Source organism: Oryzomicrobium sp. (assembly GCF_021287045.1).
Classification (GTDB): Bacteria; Pseudomonadota; Gammaproteobacteria; order Burkholderiales; family Rhodocyclaceae; genus Oryzomicrobium.
Window position 1 is genome coordinate 87,707 of the sequence record NZ_JAJTBG010000005.1, and the last position, 14,552, is coordinate 102,258.

16 protein-coding genes are annotated in these 14,552 nt (G+C 71.0%); 6 read left to right on the forward strand and 10 right to left on the reverse strand.

Annotated features, from left to right (window positions below; all coding sequences use genetic code 11):
- The first annotated feature begins 1 nt into the window (after position 1).
- On the forward strand, positions 2-1,282 hold the full coding sequence (locus LWW89_RS06875) for a dihydroorotase (protein WP_365781133.1): 1,281 nt from the start codon (positions 2-4) through the stop codon (positions 1,280-1,282).
- Positions 1,283-1,546: 264 nt separating this feature from the next.
- Here LWW89_RS06875 and LWW89_RS06880 read toward each other — a convergent pair whose 3' ends face one another.
- Genes LWW89_RS06880 through LWW89_RS06895 form a run of 4 tightly spaced genes read right to left on the reverse strand, consistent with a single transcriptional unit; the run spans position 1,547 to position 3,967 of the window.
- Positions 1,547-1,867 (reverse strand): DUF167 domain-containing protein, encoded by a 321-nt coding sequence (locus LWW89_RS06880; protein ID WP_293263110.1) that lies wholly within the window; start codon positions 1,865-1,867, stop codon positions 1,547-1,549.
- Positions 1,864-2,430: a YggT family protein gene (locus LWW89_RS06885; protein WP_293263112.1), complete on the reverse strand. Its 567-nt coding sequence runs from the start codon at positions 2,428-2,430 to the stop codon at positions 1,864-1,866. Before LWW89_RS06885 ends, LWW89_RS06880 begins: the two co-directional genes overlap by 4 nt.
- A 14-nt stretch (positions 2,431-2,444) precedes the next feature.
- The gene (gene proC, locus LWW89_RS06890) at positions 2,445-3,266 is read right to left on the reverse strand and encodes a pyrroline-5-carboxylate reductase (RefSeq protein WP_293263114.1); all 822 of its coding nucleotides are present in this window, start codon (positions 3,264-3,266) and stop codon (positions 2,445-2,447) included.
- Positions 3,263-3,967 (reverse strand): YggS family pyridoxal phosphate-dependent enzyme, encoded by a 705-nt coding sequence (locus LWW89_RS06895; RefSeq protein ID WP_293263116.1) that lies wholly within the window; start codon positions 3,965-3,967, stop codon positions 3,263-3,265. The genes proC and LWW89_RS06895 overlap by 4 nt, the downstream gene beginning before the upstream one ends.
- A gap of 268 nt (positions 3,968-4,235) precedes the next feature.
- Here LWW89_RS06895 and LWW89_RS06900 point away from each other — a divergent pair, with 268 nt between their 5' ends.
- From LWW89_RS06900 to LWW89_RS06910, 3 genes are all read left to right on the forward strand, one after another.
- A complete protein-coding gene (locus LWW89_RS06900; RefSeq protein ID WP_293263118.1) occupies positions 4,236-5,279 on the forward strand; it encodes a type IV pilus twitching motility protein PilT in 1,044 nt (347 codons plus the stop codon).
- Positions 5,280-5,311: 32 nt separating this feature from the next.
- A complete protein-coding gene (locus tag LWW89_RS06905; protein ID WP_293263120.1) occupies positions 5,312-6,448 on the forward strand; it encodes a PilT/PilU family type 4a pilus ATPase in 1,137 nt (378 codons plus the stop codon).
- A gap of 86 nt (positions 6,449-6,534) precedes the next feature.
- Positions 6,535-7,083, forward strand: coding sequence for a gamma carbonic anhydrase family protein (locus tag LWW89_RS06910; protein ID WP_293263122.1), 549 nt, complete (start codon positions 6,535-6,537; stop codon positions 7,081-7,083).
- Between the two features lie 93 nt (positions 7,084-7,176).
- Here the strand turns inward: LWW89_RS06910 and LWW89_RS06915 are convergent, their stop codons facing one another.
- The 4 genes from LWW89_RS06915 to LWW89_RS06930 all read right to left on the reverse strand — a co-directional run bounded on the left by LWW89_RS06915 (position 7,177) and on the right by LWW89_RS06930 (position 10,231).
- Positions 7,177-7,497 carry a c-type cytochrome gene (locus tag LWW89_RS06915; protein ID WP_293263124.1) on the reverse strand — a complete coding sequence of 107 codons (321 nt, stop codon included), beginning with the start codon at positions 7,495-7,497 and terminating at the stop codon, positions 7,177-7,179.
- 119 nt (positions 7,498-7,616) lie between these two features.
- Positions 7,617-8,828: a THUMP domain-containing protein gene (locus tag LWW89_RS06920; protein WP_293263126.1), complete on the reverse strand. Its 1,212-nt coding sequence runs from the start codon at positions 8,826-8,828 to the stop codon at positions 7,617-7,619.
- Positions 8,829-8,903: 75 nt separating this feature from the next.
- Positions 8,904-9,329 carry a CopD family protein gene (locus tag LWW89_RS06925; protein WP_293263128.1) on the reverse strand — a complete coding sequence of 142 codons (426 nt, stop codon included), beginning with the start codon at positions 9,327-9,329 and terminating at the stop codon, positions 8,904-8,906.
- Positions 9,330-9,367: 38 nt separating this feature from the next.
- Entirely contained in the window at positions 9,368-10,231 is an 864-nt protein-coding gene (locus tag LWW89_RS06930) for an NAD-dependent epimerase/dehydratase family protein (RefSeq protein WP_293263130.1), read from the reverse strand.
- A 295-nt stretch (positions 10,232-10,526) separates the two neighbouring features.
- Between LWW89_RS06930 and LWW89_RS06935 the strand changes: the two genes are divergently transcribed.
- Together LWW89_RS06935 and LWW89_RS06940 are read left to right on the forward strand one after the other, a co-directional pair.
- Complete coding sequence (locus LWW89_RS06935; protein ID WP_293263132.1) at positions 10,527-11,561, forward strand: CDP-6-deoxy-delta-3,4-glucoseen reductase; 1,035 nt, start codon at positions 10,527-10,529, stop codon at positions 11,559-11,561.
- 19 nt (positions 11,562-11,580) lie between these two features.
- Positions 11,581-12,795, forward strand: a complete 1,215-nt coding sequence (locus tag LWW89_RS06940) for an HDOD domain-containing protein (RefSeq protein WP_293263134.1) — start codon at positions 11,581-11,583, stop codon at positions 12,793-12,795.
- A 145-nt stretch (positions 12,796-12,940) separates the two neighbouring features.
- Here the strand turns inward: LWW89_RS06940 and LWW89_RS06945 are convergent, their stop codons facing one another.
- Positions 12,941-14,104: a hypothetical protein gene (locus LWW89_RS06945; RefSeq protein ID WP_293263136.1), complete on the reverse strand. Its 1,164-nt coding sequence runs from the start codon at positions 14,102-14,104 to the stop codon at positions 12,941-12,943.
- A 75-nt stretch (positions 14,105-14,179) separates the two neighbouring features.
- Positions 14,180-14,491, reverse strand: coding sequence for a metal-sulfur cluster assembly factor (locus tag LWW89_RS06950; protein WP_293263138.1), 312 nt, complete (start codon positions 14,489-14,491; stop codon positions 14,180-14,182).
- Between the last annotated feature and the right edge of the window lie 61 nt (positions 14,492-14,552).

Consider the following 14,552-nt stretch of genomic DNA (forward strand, 5'->3'; position numbering starts at 1 on the left):
CATGAGCCAAACCACCATGAAGATCGCCATCAAGAACGGCCGCGTGGTCGACCCCAGGCACGGCATCGACGCCCCCCGGGACCTGTTCATCGCCGACGGCAAGATCGCCGCGGTGCTGCCCGCCGGCCAGACCCCGGACGGCTTTGCCGCCGACCGGACCCTGGATGCGGCCGGCCAGCTGGTGCTGCCCGGCGTCGTCGATCTGGCCGCCCGCCTGCCCGGCCTGGAGCCGGAACTGGAAGCCGCCGTGGCCGGCGGCGTGACCCGCCTGGCCTGCCCGCCGGACAGCGATCCGCCCATGGACGAGCCCGAGCTGGTGGAACGCCTGGTGCGCCGCGCCCAGGACGCCGGCCTGGCCCGGGTCCATCCCGTCGGCGCCCTCACCCAGGGCCTAGCCGGCGAGAAGCTGGCCGAGATGGCCGGCCTGGCCGCCGAAGGCTGCGTCGCCTTCTCCCAGGCCAAGCGCGCCGTGCGCGAGAGCCAGTCCCTGCTGCGCGCCCTGCAATACGCCGCCACCTTCGACTTCCCGGTGTGGTGCTACCCGCAGAACCTGTCCCTGGCCCGGGGCGGCGTCGCCCACGACGGCGAGGTGGCTGCCCGCCTCGGCCTGCCCGGCATCCCGGTGGTGGCCGAAACCGTGGCCATCGCCCAGATCGTCGAGTTGTGCCGCGCCACCGGCGTGCGCATCCACCTCACCCGCCTGTCCTCCGCCGCCGGCGTCGCCCTGGTGCGCGCCGCCAAGGCCCAGGGCCTGCCCCTGTCCGCCGACGTGGCGGTGCATCACCTGCACCTCACCGACGAGGACATCGGCTTCTTCAACAACCTGACCCGGGTCGATCCGCCGTTGCGCACCGCCGCCGACCGGGCCGCCCTGCGCGAGGGCCTGGCCGATGGCACCCTGGCGGCGGTGTGTTCCGACCACACCCCCCTGGCCGACGACGAGCGCCAGGTGCCCTTCGGCGAAGCCACCCCGGGGGTCAGCGCCGTGGAACTGCTGCTCCCCCTGACCCTGGCCTGGGCCAGGGAGGCCGGCGTGCCGCTCGCCACCGCCGTGGCCCGCCTGACCTGCGACCCGGCCGCCTTGCTCGGCGTGGCCGGCGGCGACCTGGGGGCGGGCGCCCCCGCCGACGTGGTGCTGTTCGATCCCGAGGCCACCTGGACGGCCGACGCCGACACCCTGGTCAGCCGGGGCCGCAACACTCCCTTCCTCGGCCGCACCGTCACCGGCCGGACCAGCGCCACCCTGGTGGGCGGCCGGCTGGTCTATGCCCGCCAGGACTGAGGGCCGCCACTGACCTACCCCGTGGAAACCCGCGCCTGGCGCGGACCTCCACGGGGCACCCGCCAAACGCCAATAGGGGCGGGCATCTCCAGGCACATGCCGTGAAGATGCCCGCCCCTATTGGTTTTCAGGCAGGGTAGGAAATCGGAGAACTGGCGCCGTGCCGTGTGGGCCGGGCGATCAGCGGCTCCTGTTCTGGCCTGCTGGCGGGACCGAGCGAACCAGCCCGCCCCAGCCCAGGCCCACCCCAGACTTAACCCGCCCTCAGCCCGCGTACAGCCGCCGCGCCCCGTCGGCCGGGGCGCCGTGGATTTCCACCACTTTCTGGCGCGAAGTCTGGCCGCTCTTCAGGGTCACCGCCGCCTTGGGCAGCCCCAGGATGTCGGCGACGAAGGCCAGCAGGCTGGCGTTGGCCTTGCCGTCCACCGGCGGGGCGGCCAGCTTGACCTTGAGCGCCTCGCCGTGGGGGCCGGCCACCTCGGTCTTCTTCGCTCCGGGCTGGACGTGGAAGGCCACGGTCACCGTGCCGTCCCGCCCGACCCGCCACCAGACGGGCGGGACCGCAGCGGCCGGGCTGCCGCTCACAACAGGGCCGGCAGCAGGCTGGCGCGCACCCCGGAGAGCAGCATCAGCACCACCTGGCCGGCCAGCAGGGCCACCAGGGGCGACAGGTCGATGCCCGAGATGGTCGGGATGATGCGGCGCAGGGGCGCCAGGATCGGCTCGGTCAGCTCGGCCACCGGCCGGGCCAGGGGCGCGTAGGGATTGACCCAGGAGAGGATGGCCTGGACCAGCACCAGGGCGATGAACACCACCACGGTCAGGTGGATCAGCTCCAGCACGCCGAACAGGGCCGCCGCCGGCAGCCAGCGCAGCACGTCGCCGCCGAGGACCAGGCCGAGTTGCAGCCCCTGCACCCCGGCCAACAGCACCCAGGCCGGCAGCAGGCTGGCCCAGTCGTAGCCGCCCACGCCGGGAATGACGCGGCGCAGGGGCAGCACCGCCCAGTTGGTCAGCTTGACGACGAACTGGCCGAGGGGATGGGCGAAGGACAGGCGGCGCAGCTGCATCAGGAAACGCAGCAGCATCAGGCCGGCGAAGAAGCTGGCCAGGGTGTCGATGAGGAAGAAGACGATTTGCAGCAGCATGGACGCTCCCCGTCTCAGCCCTGGCCGAGCTGATCGCCCAGCTCCTTGCCCCGGGCGTCGGCCGCGTGCACCCCGGCGACGATGCCCTCCTTGACCCCCTTGGCGGCCATCACTTCCAGGGCGGCGAAGGTGGTGCCGCCCTTGGAGGTGACCCGCTCGCGCAGCACGCTGGCCGGCTCCGGGCTGCCGGCGGCCAGCTTGGCGGCGCCGAGCACGGTGCCGATGGCCAGCTGGCGGGCGGTTTCGGCGTCGAAGCCGAGTTCGGCCCCGGCCTGCTGCAAGGCCTCGATGAACAGGAAGACGTAGGCCGGGCCGGAGCCGGACACGGCGGTGACCGCATCCATCTTGGCCTCGTCGTCGATCCACACGGTCTCGCCCACGGCGCCCAGGATGCGCGCCGCGGCGTCGCGCTCGGCGGCGCTCACCGCCGGGGCGGCCCACAGGCCGGTGATGCCGGCGCCCACCAGGGCCGGGGTGTTGGGCATGGTGCGCACGATCTTGGCGTGGCCGCCCAGCCAGCGCGACAGGGCGTCGAAGCGCAGGCCGGCGGCGATCGACACCACCAGCTGGTCCTTGAGGTGGGCGGCCAGGGGGGCCACCGCCTCCTTCATGCTCTGGGGCTTGACCGCCAGCACCACCACGTCGGCGGCGGCCACCTCGGCGCCGGCCTGGCCGGCGGCTTCCCGGGTAGCGACGCCGAAGTCGCGGGCCAGGCGTTCCCGGTTCTCGGCGTGGGGTTCGATGACGGTGATGTCGGCACCGGCAAAGCCTTTGCCGGTGAGGCCGCCGATGAGGGCGTTGGCCATGTTGCCGCCGCCGAGGAAGACGATCTTCATTGTTCCAGTCCTTGTGGTTTCTTGCGTTCGCCAAAGATCGCCGTGCCGATGCGCACCATCGTGGCGCCCTCCATCACGGCGGCTTCCAGGTCGTGGGACATGCCCATGGACAGGGTGTCCAGGGCCAGCCCTTCCCGGTTGAGTTGTTCGAACAGCTGGCGCAGCCGCGCCAGGGGTTCGCGCTGGGCGGCCGCCCCATCGGCCGGCGCGGGTATCGCCATCAGGCCGCGCAGCCGCAGGTTGGGCAGGGCGGCCACGGCGCGGCACAGGGCCGGCGCTTCTTCGAGGGTGCAGCCGCTCTTGGTGTCCTCGCCGGAGACGTTGACCTGGACGCACACGTTGAGCGGCGGCAGCCCCGCCGGGCGCTGGGCGGACAGCCGCTCGGCGAGCTTGAGGCGGTCGATGGAATGGACCCAGGCGAAGGTCTCGGCCACCGGCCGGGTCTTGTTGCTCTGGAGGGGGCCGATGAAGTGCCACTCCAGCCCCAGGCCGGCCAGCTGGCGAGCCTTGTCCACGCCTTCCTGGACGTAGTTCTCGCCGAAGGCGCGCTGGCCGGCGGCGGCGGCCTCGGCCACCGCTTCGGCCGGCATGGTCTTGGAAACAGCCAGCAAATCAATGCCTTCGGCATCCCTGCCGGCGGCGGCGGCCGCCTGTCGGATGCGCGCGCGCACGGCTTGCAGGTTGGCGGAAATGAACGTCATAATCGGCCGGATCGTCAGTACCGGCGCCCCGCCGCGCACGGCGCGAGCCCGGTGGAATCGGGGATGGGTCGGTGATCAACGGGGAGTCGGGGAAGTCTGGGGACTCGGGGGACTCCGCGTCGACCCCCTGGCCGGGGAATCCGGCCAGCCGCGAGTATACCCCGCCCGTCCCGCCGCTCCGGCGGCCGTTCTTCGCCCCCGTCGCCAACCCGCTCCGCCCTCGCCCGTACTGCCGCGCCGCCCTCCGGAATTCCCCTCAGGACCCACCATGGATATCACCGAACTGCTCGCCTTCGCCGTCAAGAACAAGGCTTCCGACCTGCACCTGTCCTCCGGGCTGCCGCCCATGATCCGGGTCCACGGCGACGTGCGCCGCATCAACCTGCCGCCCATGGAGCACAAGGACGTGCACGCCATGGTGTACGACATCATGAACGATGCGCAGCGCAAGACCTACGAAGAGCACCTGGAGTGCGACTTTTCCTTCGAGATTCCCGGCCTGGCCCGCTTCCGGGTCAACGCCTTCGTCCAGCAGCGCGGCGCCGGCGCCGTGTTCCGGACCATTCCCTCCAAGGTACTGACCCTGGAGGAATTGAACGCGCCGAAGATCTTCAAGGACATCTCCGAATACCCCCGGGGCATCGTGCTGGTGACCGGCCCCACCGGCTCGGGCAAGTCCACCACCCTGGCGGCGATGATCAACCACATCAACGAGAACGACTACGGCCACATCCTGACCGTGGAAGACCCGATCGAATTCGTGCACGAATCGAAGAAGTGCCTGATCAACCAGCGCGAGGTGGGGCCCCACACCCTGTCGTTCAACAACGCTCTGCGCTCGGCCCTGCGCGAGGACCCGGACGTGATCCTGGTGGGTGAAATGCGCGACCTGGAAACCATCAGTCTGGCGCTGACCGCGGCGGAAACCGGCCACCTGGTGTTCGGCACCCTGCACACTTCGACGGCGGCCAAGACCGTGGACCGGATCGTGGACGTGTTCCCGGCGGCGGAAAAGGAAATGGTCCGGGCCATGCTCTCCGAATCGCTGCGGGCGGTGATCTCCCAGACCCTGCTCAAGACCAAGGACGGCACCGGCCGGGTGGCGGCCCATGAGATCATGATCGGCACCCCGGCCATCCGCAACCTGATCCGGGAGAACAAGGTGGCCCAGATGTATTCCGCCATCCAGACCGGCCAGCAGATGGGCATGCAGACCCTGGACCAGTGCCTGATGGACCTGGTGCGGCGCAACGTGGTCTCGGCGGCGGAAGCCAAGACCAAGGCCGCCAACAAGGACGCCTTCGGCATCTGAGCCGCACGGCCCCAACCCAAGGAACACGCAACATGGAACGCGACCAGGCCCTCAAATTCATGTACGACCTGCTCCGCCTGATGGTGGAGAAAAAGGGCTCGGACCTCTTCATCACCGCCGGCTTCCCGCCGGCGATCAAGATCGACGGCAAGGTCACCCCGGTGACCAACCAGCCCCTGACGGTGCAGCACACCGCCGAACTGGCCCGGGCGATCATGAACGACCGCCAGGCTGCCGAGTTCGAGGCGAAGAAGGAATGCAACTTCGCCATCTCGCCCTCGGGCATCGGCCGCTTCCGGGTCAACGCCCTGGTCCAGCAGGGGCGCATCGGCTGCGTGCTGCGCACCATCAACACCGCCATTCCCGACCTGGACGACCTGAAGCTGCCCCAGGTGCTCAAGGACGTGGCCATGACCAAGCGCGGCCTGGTGCTGTTCGTCGGCGGCACCGGCTCGGGCAAGTCCACCTCCCTGGCGGCCATGATCGGCTACCGCAACGAGCACTCCTACGGCCACATCATCACCATCGAGGACCCGGTGGAGTACGTGCACGAGCACAAGAACTGCATCGTCACCCAGCGCGAGGTGGGGGTGGATACCGATTCCTGGGAAGCGGCGCTGAAGAACACCCTGCGCCAGGCCCCGGACGTGATCCTGATCGGCGAAATCCGCGACCGGGAAACCATGGAGCACGCCATCGCCTTCGCCGAGACCGGCCACCTGTGCATGGGCACCCTGCACGCCAACTCCACCAACCAGGCCCTGGACCGGATCATCAACTTCTTCCCCGAGGAGAAGCGCCAGCAGTTGCTGATGGACCTGTCCCTCAACCTGCGCGGCCTGGTCTCCCAGCGCCTGATCCCGCGCCGCGACGGCAAGGGCCGCTCGGCGGCGGTGGAAGTGATGCTCAACTCGCCACTGATCTCCGACCTGATCTTCAAGGGCGAGGTGGCCGAGATCAAGGAGATCATGAAGAAGTCCCGGGAACTGGGCATGCAGACCTTCGACCAGTCCCTGTTCGACCTCTACGAGGCCGGCCAGATCAGCTACGAGGACGCCCTGCGCAACGCCGACTCGATCAACGACCTGCGCTTGCAGATCAAGCTGCATGGCAAGGAATCGAAGGACCGGGACCTGTCCGCCGGCATCGGCCACCTGGACATCGTCTGACCCGGCGCGGCGCCGGCCGCCGGCGCCGCCCTCCCCCTGCCGCAACACGCACTCCCATTCCCCGCGCCCCCGGGCGCCCCGCCGCCATGCCCATCGCCCCCTACCTCGACCAGACGCCGCGCATCGGCGAACGGGTCTACCTCCACCCCTCCGCCCAGGTCATCGGCGACGTCGCCATCGGCCCGGACAGCTCGGTGTGGTGCAACACCGTGGTGCGCGGCGACGTGAACCGCATCGTCATCGGCGCCGGCAGCAACATCCAGGACCTGGCCATGGCCCACGTCTCCCACCGCACGCCGCAAAAGCCCGAGGGCTCGCCCCTGATCATCGGCGACCACGTCACCGTGGGCCACGGCGTCATCCTGCACGGCTGCGTCATCGGCAACGAATGCCTGATCGGCATGGGCACCATCGTCATGGACGACGTCCACATTCCGGACCGGGTGATGATCGGCGCCGGCAGCCTGGTGTCCCCGGGCAAGACCCTGGAGAGCGGCATGCTGTACACCGGCCGCCCGGCCCGGCCGGTGCGCCCCCTGAGCGCCGAGGAGATCGCCTACCTGAAGTACTCCGCCGAGCACTACGTGCGGGTCAAGGACAACTACCGCAACGGCACGCCCGACGCCGCGCGCTGACATTCCGATCCCGGCACGAAAACACAGGCGTAAAAAAGCCGGCATCGCTGCCGGCTTTTTCGTTGCGGGCGCCCCGCTACGGGCGCGGGTGGATCACTTCAGGCTCAGGATCCACTTCGCCAGGGTCGTCGCCTCGGCATCGGAAACGCTGGCGTTGGCCGGCATTTCCGCACCGCCCCAGACGCCCTTGCTGCCGCCGCGGATCTTCTTCGCCAGATCGGCCTCGGCGCCGGCCGTGCCAGCGTACTTCTTGGCCACGTCCTTGTAGGCCGGGCCAAGCAGCTTCTTGTCGATCTGGTGGCAGCCGACGCAGAACTTGGCCTTGGCCAGGTCTTCGGACGCCTGGGCCGGCATGGCGACGAAAGCGGCGGACAGGGTCAGGCCGAGGGAGAGAGCGAGGGGAGCATGCTTCATGGATACCTCCGTGCGGGTCGTTGTTATGAATGCTGCATCAGCTTGCCCCAGCTGGCGCGGCGGAGCAAGCCCACGGAGGTTACAGGGGCATTCGTTACAGCGGCATCCCCGCCGCGCCGCTACTGGTCCAGGTCGTCCGCCGCCCAATCGGGCAGGTCGTCGCCCCGGGCCGGGGCTCCGGGCATGGCCGCCTCGCGCCGGTTGAAGCCGGCGACGATACGGAACTGGTACAGGCGGCATTCCAGCTTGCCGTTGTAGAGCGGCGTCTTGCGGTCCGGACGCAGGCCGATCAGCTTGGGCAGGCGGGTATCCGACGAGAAGAAGCAGGCGGTCCAACCGGCGAACTCGGCCTTGAGGTGGTCCCCCAGCTCCGGGTACAGCTCGGCCAGCTCGTTGGCCTCGCCGATGCGCACGCCGTAGGGCGGGTTGGTCACCCAGATGCCTTCGGCGGCGTGGGGGCGGATGTCCCGGGCGTCGCAGTGCTTCAGCTCCACCGCCCCTTCCAGGCCGGCGCGGCGCAGGTTGGCCTGGGCCTTGCGCAGCAGGCCGCCGTCGATGTCGCTGCCGACGATGGGCAGCTTGGTCAGGGGCTGCACCCTGGCCGCCGCCTCGTTGCGCAGGTCGCGCCAAATGGCCGGATCGAAGCTCGCCAGGCGCTCGAAGCCGAAGGTGCGGTTGAGGCCCGGGGCCTCGCCCTTGGCCATCTGCGCCGCTTCGAGCAGGAAGGTGCCGCTGCCGCACATCGGGTCGAGCAGGGCCATGCCCGGCTGCCAGCCGGACAGGCGCAGGATGCCGGCGGCCAGGTTCTCCTTGAGGGGCGCTTCGCCGGTATCCAGACGCTCGCCGCGCTGCCACAGGGGGTTGCCCGAGGTATCCACGTAGAGGGTGGCCTCGTCCTCGGTGAGGTGCAGGGAGATGCGCACGTCCGGGTCCCGGGTGTCCACGCTGGGGCGGATGCCGGTGCTGGCGCGGAAGCGGTCGCAGATGGCGTCCTTGACCCGCAGGGTGACGAACTCCAGGCTGCGCAGCGGGCTCTTGGTGGCCACGGTGTCGCAGCGGATGGTCTGGCTCGGGTCGAAGATGTCGGTCCAGCTGATGCCCAGGGCCATCTTGTAGATGTCCTCTTCCCGGGTATAGCGGTTGTGGGCGATGCGCCACAGGATGCGGGTGGCCACCGACGAGTGCAGGTTGGCCCGGTAGCAGGCCTCCCACATGGCGGTGAACTGGGCCCCGCCGGGCACCTGGGTCACGCGCAGGGCGCCGGCGGCGGTCAGGTCCTCGACGAGCAGGGCTTCGAGCCCCCGGGGACAGGAGGCGAAAAATTGGAACACAGGCAGTCCTTATAGGGGTGGGCAATCAAAGCGAGGGCCAGGCAAGGCCGTCATCGCGTCGAGTGCGAAGCCGGATTAAAAGGGTTTGAGCACGACCAGGAACACCACCGCCACCAGCAGCAGCACCGGAATCTCGTTGAAGACGCGGAACCAGACGTGGCCGCGCAGTTCGGCGCCCTTCTGGAAGCGGCGCAGCAGCTGGCCGCAGAGCAGGTGGTAGGCCACCAGCAGCATCACCAGGAAGGTCTTGGCGTGGAGCCAGCCGCCGGGGAAGCGGTCGGCGCCGAAGCCGAACCACAGCCAGAAGCCCAGGCCCACGGCCAGGGCGCCGATGGGGGTGACGAAGCGGTACAGCTTGCCGGCCATGAGCAGCAGCCGGTCGCGCTCGGCCACCGAGTCGGCCGGTACCATGGCCAGGTTGACGAAGATGCGCGGCAGGTAAAACAGGCCGGCGAACCAGCTGACGACGAAGATCAGGTGCAGGGCTTTGATGGTGAGCATGGTCGGGGAGCGGTTGGAATGGTGGAAACGATGCGGGGTCAGGCGCGCCGCGATGCGCTGGCGGCGGCGGCCACCGCCGCGGCCAGGCCCTCGGCCACGGTGGGATAGATCAGGCGCAGGCGCAGTTCGCGTTTCAGGCGCCGGTTGGACAGGCGGCGGGATTCGTTCATGAACGACAGCAGGGCCGGCGACAGGATCCGCTCGGCCTCGGCCCGGCCGATCCGGGGCGGGCGCGGCAGGGCGAAGGCCTCGGCCACGGCGTCGAACCAGTCGCCCATGGTCAATTCCGAATCGTCGCAGGCGTTCACCACCCGGCCGGGCCGGCCCCGGGCCAGGGCGGCGGCGCAGGCGGCGGCCAGGTCGTCGGCGTGAATGTGGTTGGTGTAGCCGTCCTCGCCGGGCAGCAGGGCCGGGGTGCCGCGCTTGAGCCGCTCCACCGGCAGCCGGTCGGCGGCGTAGATGCCGGGCACGCGCAGCACCGTGGCGGCCACCCGGTTGCGTCGGGCGAAGGACCGCACCCGGGCCTCGGCATCCACCCGGCGTTTGCCCCGGGCGCTGTGCGGCGCCGCCGGCCGGGTCTCGTCGATGCGCGCCCCGGCGCAGTCGCCATAGACGCCGCTGGTGCTGATGTAGACCAGCCGCTGCGGCAGGGTCAGGCCCCGGGCCAGGGCCGCCAGCAGCCGGGCGGTGCGCGGGTCGCGCTCGCCGGAATCCGGCGGCGGCGCCAGGTGCAGCACGTCCCCGGCCAGGCCGGCCAGGCGGCGCAGCGAGGCCGGCCGGTCCAGGTCGGCCACCACCGGCACGGCCCCCAGGGCGCGCAGGGTGGGGGCATCGGCCGGATCGCGGATCACCGCATACACCCGGTAGCGGCGCACCAGCAGCGGCAAGGCGCGGCGGGCCACGTCGCCGCTGCCGACCAGCAGCAGGCGGCGCTGCGGCGCGGGCCCCGGACGGCACCCGTGGAGCGCCGGGGCGGACGTGTGGCGCGGACCGGCGCACGGACGGCCATCTATCCGGGGCGCGGCCGTGGCAAAATTCACAGATTGCGCCGCCCCGGGCACCGGCACGGCAAGAGAAGGGAATGACGACATGGGGCCATTTTAGCCGATGGCGCCCGTCCCACTTTCCCCACCCCGCCGCGCCGCCGCCCGAACGCTGCTTTCCCCGCACCATCCTCCGCCACGCCCGCCCGCCGCCATGACCTACAACGTCCGCATCGAACCCAGCCAGCACGCCTTCACCGCCGAGGAAGGCGAAACCCTGCTCGAAGCCTCCCTGCGCCAGGGCCTGCTGCTGCCCTACGGCTGCCGCGACGGCGCCTGCGGCGCCTGCAAGGGCGGCGTGCTGCAAGGCACGGTGGACCACGGCAAGGCCGCCCCCCACGCCCTCACCGACGCCGACAAGGCCGCCGGCAAGACTCTGTTCTGCTGCGCCACGGCGCAAAGCGACCTGGTGATCGAGTGCCGCGAGGTGCGCCGCGCCACCGACATTCCGGTGAAGACCCTGCCGGCCCGCCTGGAGGTGCTGACAAAACCCGCCGCCGACGTGGCCATCCTCAAGCTCAAGCTGCCCGCCGCCGAGCGCCTGCAATTCCTCGCCGGCCAGTACGTGGACGTGCTGCTGCCGGGCAACAAGCGGCGCAGCTTTTCCATCGCCAACGCCCCCCACGACGACGCCTTCCTCGAACTGCACGTGCGCCACGTGCCCGGCGGCCTGTTCACCGACAAGGTGTTCTCCACCATGAAGGAGCGCGACATCCTGCGCTTCAACGGCCCCCACGGCACCTTCTTCCTGCGCGAAGAATCCACCAAGCCGGTGGTGCTGGTGGCCGGCGGCACCGGTTTCGCGCCGATCAAGGCCCTGGTCGAGCACGCCCTCCACGAGGGCCTGACCCGGCCCATGGCCATCTACTGGGGCGCCAGGGACAAGGCCGGCCTGTACCTGGCCGACCTGCCGGCCGGCTGGGCCGCCGCCCACCCCCACATCAGCTTCGTGCCGGTGCTCTCCGAGCCGGCCGCCGGCGACGCCTGGGACGGCCGCACCGGCTTCGTGCACCAGGCGGTGCTGGCCGACTTCCCCGACCTGTCCGGCCACGAAGCCTACGTCTGCGGCGCGCCGGTGATGGTCGAGGCGGCCAAGCGCGACTTCGCCGCCGCCGGCCTGCCCGAGGACGCCTTCTTCGCCGATTCCTTCGAATTCTCGGCCGACGCCCTCAGCGCCAGCCCGGCCTGACCAACGCCCGGAACACGCCATGCCCGCCGATCTGTTCTTCTCCCGCGAGCCGGTGGTCAACCGGCACAGCAAGATCATCGCCCACCGCTTCACGGTGCACGACCAAGGCTCCGCCGCCGCGGTGGCCACCGCCCTGAACGCCCTGGACGAGCACTGGCCCCGGGGCGAGCGTTCGGTGTTCGTGCACCTGCCCGGCCTGGACCGGCCCGCCGGCTACCCGGATCTGGCCAGCCTGGCCGACTGGGTGGCGCCGCCCAACGCCACCCTGGAAGTGTCCGCCGGCCTGGTCGCCCAGGCCGCTGGCGAAGAGCCCCTGCAAACCGCCCTGGCGCCCCTGGCCGGGCACCTGTGCCTCGATTTCTCCATGGAGCACGGCGCCGCCGCCCTCAACGCCGTGGCCGGCAGCCGCCTGGCGCCGCGCTTCATCGGTTTCGACGGACGCACCTTGAGCGCCCCGGCCCTGGCCACCCTGATCGGCAAGACCGGCTCCCTGGGCGTGCCGGTGGTGCTCAACGTGGGCAGCCACGCCGCCTGCCAGGCCGCCCTGGAAGCCGGCGCCAGCGCCGTGGCCGGCTGGTTCTTCCTGCACGGCATCGATGGCCAGGCCAAGGCCACCACCCTGGCCCCGTCCGAGGCCCACACCATCCAGGTGCTCAACCTGGTGCGCCAGAACGCCGACCTGCGCGACATCGAAACGGCGCTCAAGCAGGACGTAGCCCTGTCCTACAAGCTGCTGCGCTACATCAACTCGGCGGGTTTCGGCCTCTCGTGCGAAATCCAGTCGTTCCGCCACGCGGTGACCATCCTCGGCTACGAGAAGCTCAACCGCTGGCTGTCGCTGCTGCTCGCCCATTCGAGCAAGGACCCGATGGCGCCGGTGCTGCTGCACACCGCCATCACCCGGGGCCGGCTGATGGAACTGCTCGGCCAGGGCCTGGTGGACCGGCAGGAGCACGACAACCTGTTCATCACCGGCGCCTTCTCGCTGCTCGACGTGATGCTCGGGGTGACCATGGAAACCGCCCTGGAGGCGATGCACCTGCCCGAGCCGATCAGCGACGCCCTGATCGGCGACACCGGCGTCTATGCCGCCTTCCTCGACCTGGCCCGGGCCTGCGAAGCCGGCGACGGCGCCGACCTGGCCCGCCAGGCCGGCATGTTGGGCCTCTCGGCCCAGCAGGTGAACGCCGCCCAGCTGGAAGCCCTGGCCTTCGCCGAAAAGCTGGAATTCTGACGCCGGTGCCATAGCGCCCCCCGAACTCCGCCACTGGCGCGGACTTTCACGGTACACCCGCGAAACGCCGCGCCAGACGCCGCTCTCCAGACCTGCCCTATGAAACCCCGCGCCAGTCGCGGGGTTTCAGCCATCTACCCTCTAATCATCCCCGCTCCGCCGGACGCCGGCCGCGCCGTTCCCTCCGCCCGGCGCGCACCGCCGCGATGGCGGTGAGGGCGAACAGCAGCACCGCCGCCCCGTTGCCCATGCCCCCCGCCAGACGCCAGCCCGGCTCGCCCGCCATATCACCAGCCATATCGCCGAGCAGGCGCAGGGCCAGGGAACCGTGCAGCACCGCCAGAGGCAGGTAGAGGGCCGGCCGGTAGGGGAAGGGCACCCCGGCCACCGACGGCAGCACGATCGGCGCGTGACCGAAGACCATGGCCAGCACGTAGCCGACGAACAGGGCGTGCAGCGCCGCGTCGTAGTGGGGCCCGACCCCGGGCAGGCCCCAGGCCAGCAGCATCAAGGCCCCGGCGGCAAGCCACAGGTAGCCGGACAGCAGGCACACCGCGATGTAGCGCGGCAGCCCGGGCAGCCGGGCCGACTTCCAGGCCACGTCCCGCTTCACCAGCAGGCCGGCCAGGGCCAGGTAGGCCAGGGCCGCGCCCCGGGCCGCCCGATTGCTCCACAAATCCTCGCCACCGCCCAACCCGCCCAGGGCACCGAGGACGCCGGCCAGCACCGCGCCGGCGGCGACCAGGGCCGCCACGGCCACGCCGCGGCGGGCCAGGGGCGAGGGTGGCAGCAGGCGGGACAGTTCCAGTCGCTCCCCGGCGATGGTCAGCACGAGAAAAGCGCTCCACCCGGGCACTCCGGCGCGCAGCGGCGCCCCCAGGGCGAAGCCCAGGCAGGCCAGGGCGCCGAGCAGGGCGGCGAGCAACAGGATGGCGTTGTGCAGGGCCGGCTGGCGCCGCCACACCACGGCGGAGGCAAGCACCAGCACCGCCAGTCCCAAGGCCAGCAGGCCGCCCGCCGCTCCCGGCGCGGCCCCTGCCAGCAGGGCCACGCCGCCCAGGCCGCACAGGGCCGGGGCCAGGTAGGCCCAGGGGCGGTCGAGGGCCACCGCCCGCTCCAGACTGATGACGGTGCCGAAGAAGGCTGCGGCCATCAGGGGGCCGTGAAAACCGGCGGCGGTGGGCGGCGGCAGGGCCGCGCCGCCGGTCAGATCGGCCAGCCCGGGCAGGCGGCCGAGACCGCCCCACAGACCGCTGACCAGAGCAACCACGGCGAAAAGAAAGAGAGGGATGCGGTAGCGGACCGGCATGGCGAGGATTCCGTGGATTCCGGTGCGTGGCTTGCGGCTTGAGGCGTGGGCGCGGAGGGGCTCGAAGCTCGGAACTCACTCCCAGCCGAAGTGCTGCTTGGCGCTGTCCGACAGGCGCTCCGGCCCCCAGGGGGGCTCCCACACCAGGTCCAGGTCCACCACGGTGCCCGGCGGCACCGCGCCCTGCACCGCCTCCTCGGCGTCGCCCAGGATCAGGTTGCCCATGGGGCAGCCCGGGCTGGTCAGGGTCAGGCGCACGGTCACCTGGCCCGGGGCCACCTCGACCCCGTAGACCAGGCCCAGGTCCACGATGTTGATGCCGTGCTCCGGGTCGGAGACGGTGGAAAGGGCCGCCAGCACGGCGGTCTGGTCGGGTACGGTGGCCATGGTCGTCCTTTCATTGCACGCCGCGCTCGCCGCCGCGTTCCGGAAGGCCGGAAGGGGAGCG

Bases quoted from the DNA above. Each gene is read 5' to 3' on its own strand.
- LWW89_RS06875 (WP_365781133.1), top strand. From the start codon at position 2: ATGAGCCAAACCACCATGAAGATCGCCATCAAGAACGGCCGCGTGGTC.
- LWW89_RS06885 (WP_293263112.1), bottom strand. From the start codon at position 2,430: ATGCTGCTGCAAATCGTCTTCTTCCTCATCGACACCCTGGCCAGCTTC.
- proC (WP_293263114.1), bottom strand. From the start codon at position 3,266: ATGAAGATCGTCTTCCTCGGCGGCGGCAACATGGCCAACGCCCTCATC.
- LWW89_RS06895 (WP_293263116.1), bottom strand. From the start codon at position 3,967: ATGACGTTCATTTCCGCCAACCTGCAAGCCGTGCGCGCGCGCATCCGA.
- LWW89_RS06900 (WP_293263118.1), top strand. From the start codon at position 4,236: ATGGATATCACCGAACTGCTCGCCTTCGCCGTCAAGAACAAGGCTTCC.
- LWW89_RS06905 (WP_293263120.1), top strand. From the start codon at position 5,312: ATGGAACGCGACCAGGCCCTCAAATTCATGTACGACCTGCTCCGCCTG.
- LWW89_RS06910 (WP_293263122.1), top strand. From the start codon at position 6,535: ATGCCCATCGCCCCCTACCTCGACCAGACGCCGCGCATCGGCGAACGG.
- LWW89_RS06915 (WP_293263124.1), bottom strand. From the start codon at position 7,497: ATGAAGCATGCTCCCCTCGCTCTCTCCCTCGGCCTGACCCTGTCCGCC.
- LWW89_RS06925 (WP_293263128.1), bottom strand. From the start codon at position 9,329: ATGCTCACCATCAAAGCCCTGCACCTGATCTTCGTCGTCAGCTGGTTC.
- LWW89_RS06935 (WP_293263132.1), top strand. From the start codon at position 10,527: ATGACCTACAACGTCCGCATCGAACCCAGCCAGCACGCCTTCACCGCC.
- LWW89_RS06940 (WP_293263134.1), top strand. From the start codon at position 11,581: ATGCCCGCCGATCTGTTCTTCTCCCGCGAGCCGGTGGTCAACCGGCAC.
- LWW89_RS06945 (WP_293263136.1), bottom strand. From the start codon at position 14,104: ATGCCGGTCCGCTACCGCATCCCTCTCTTTCTTTTCGCCGTGGTTGCT.
- LWW89_RS06950 (WP_293263138.1), bottom strand. From the start codon at position 14,491: ATGGCCACCGTACCCGACCAGACCGCCGTGCTGGCGGCCCTTTCCACC.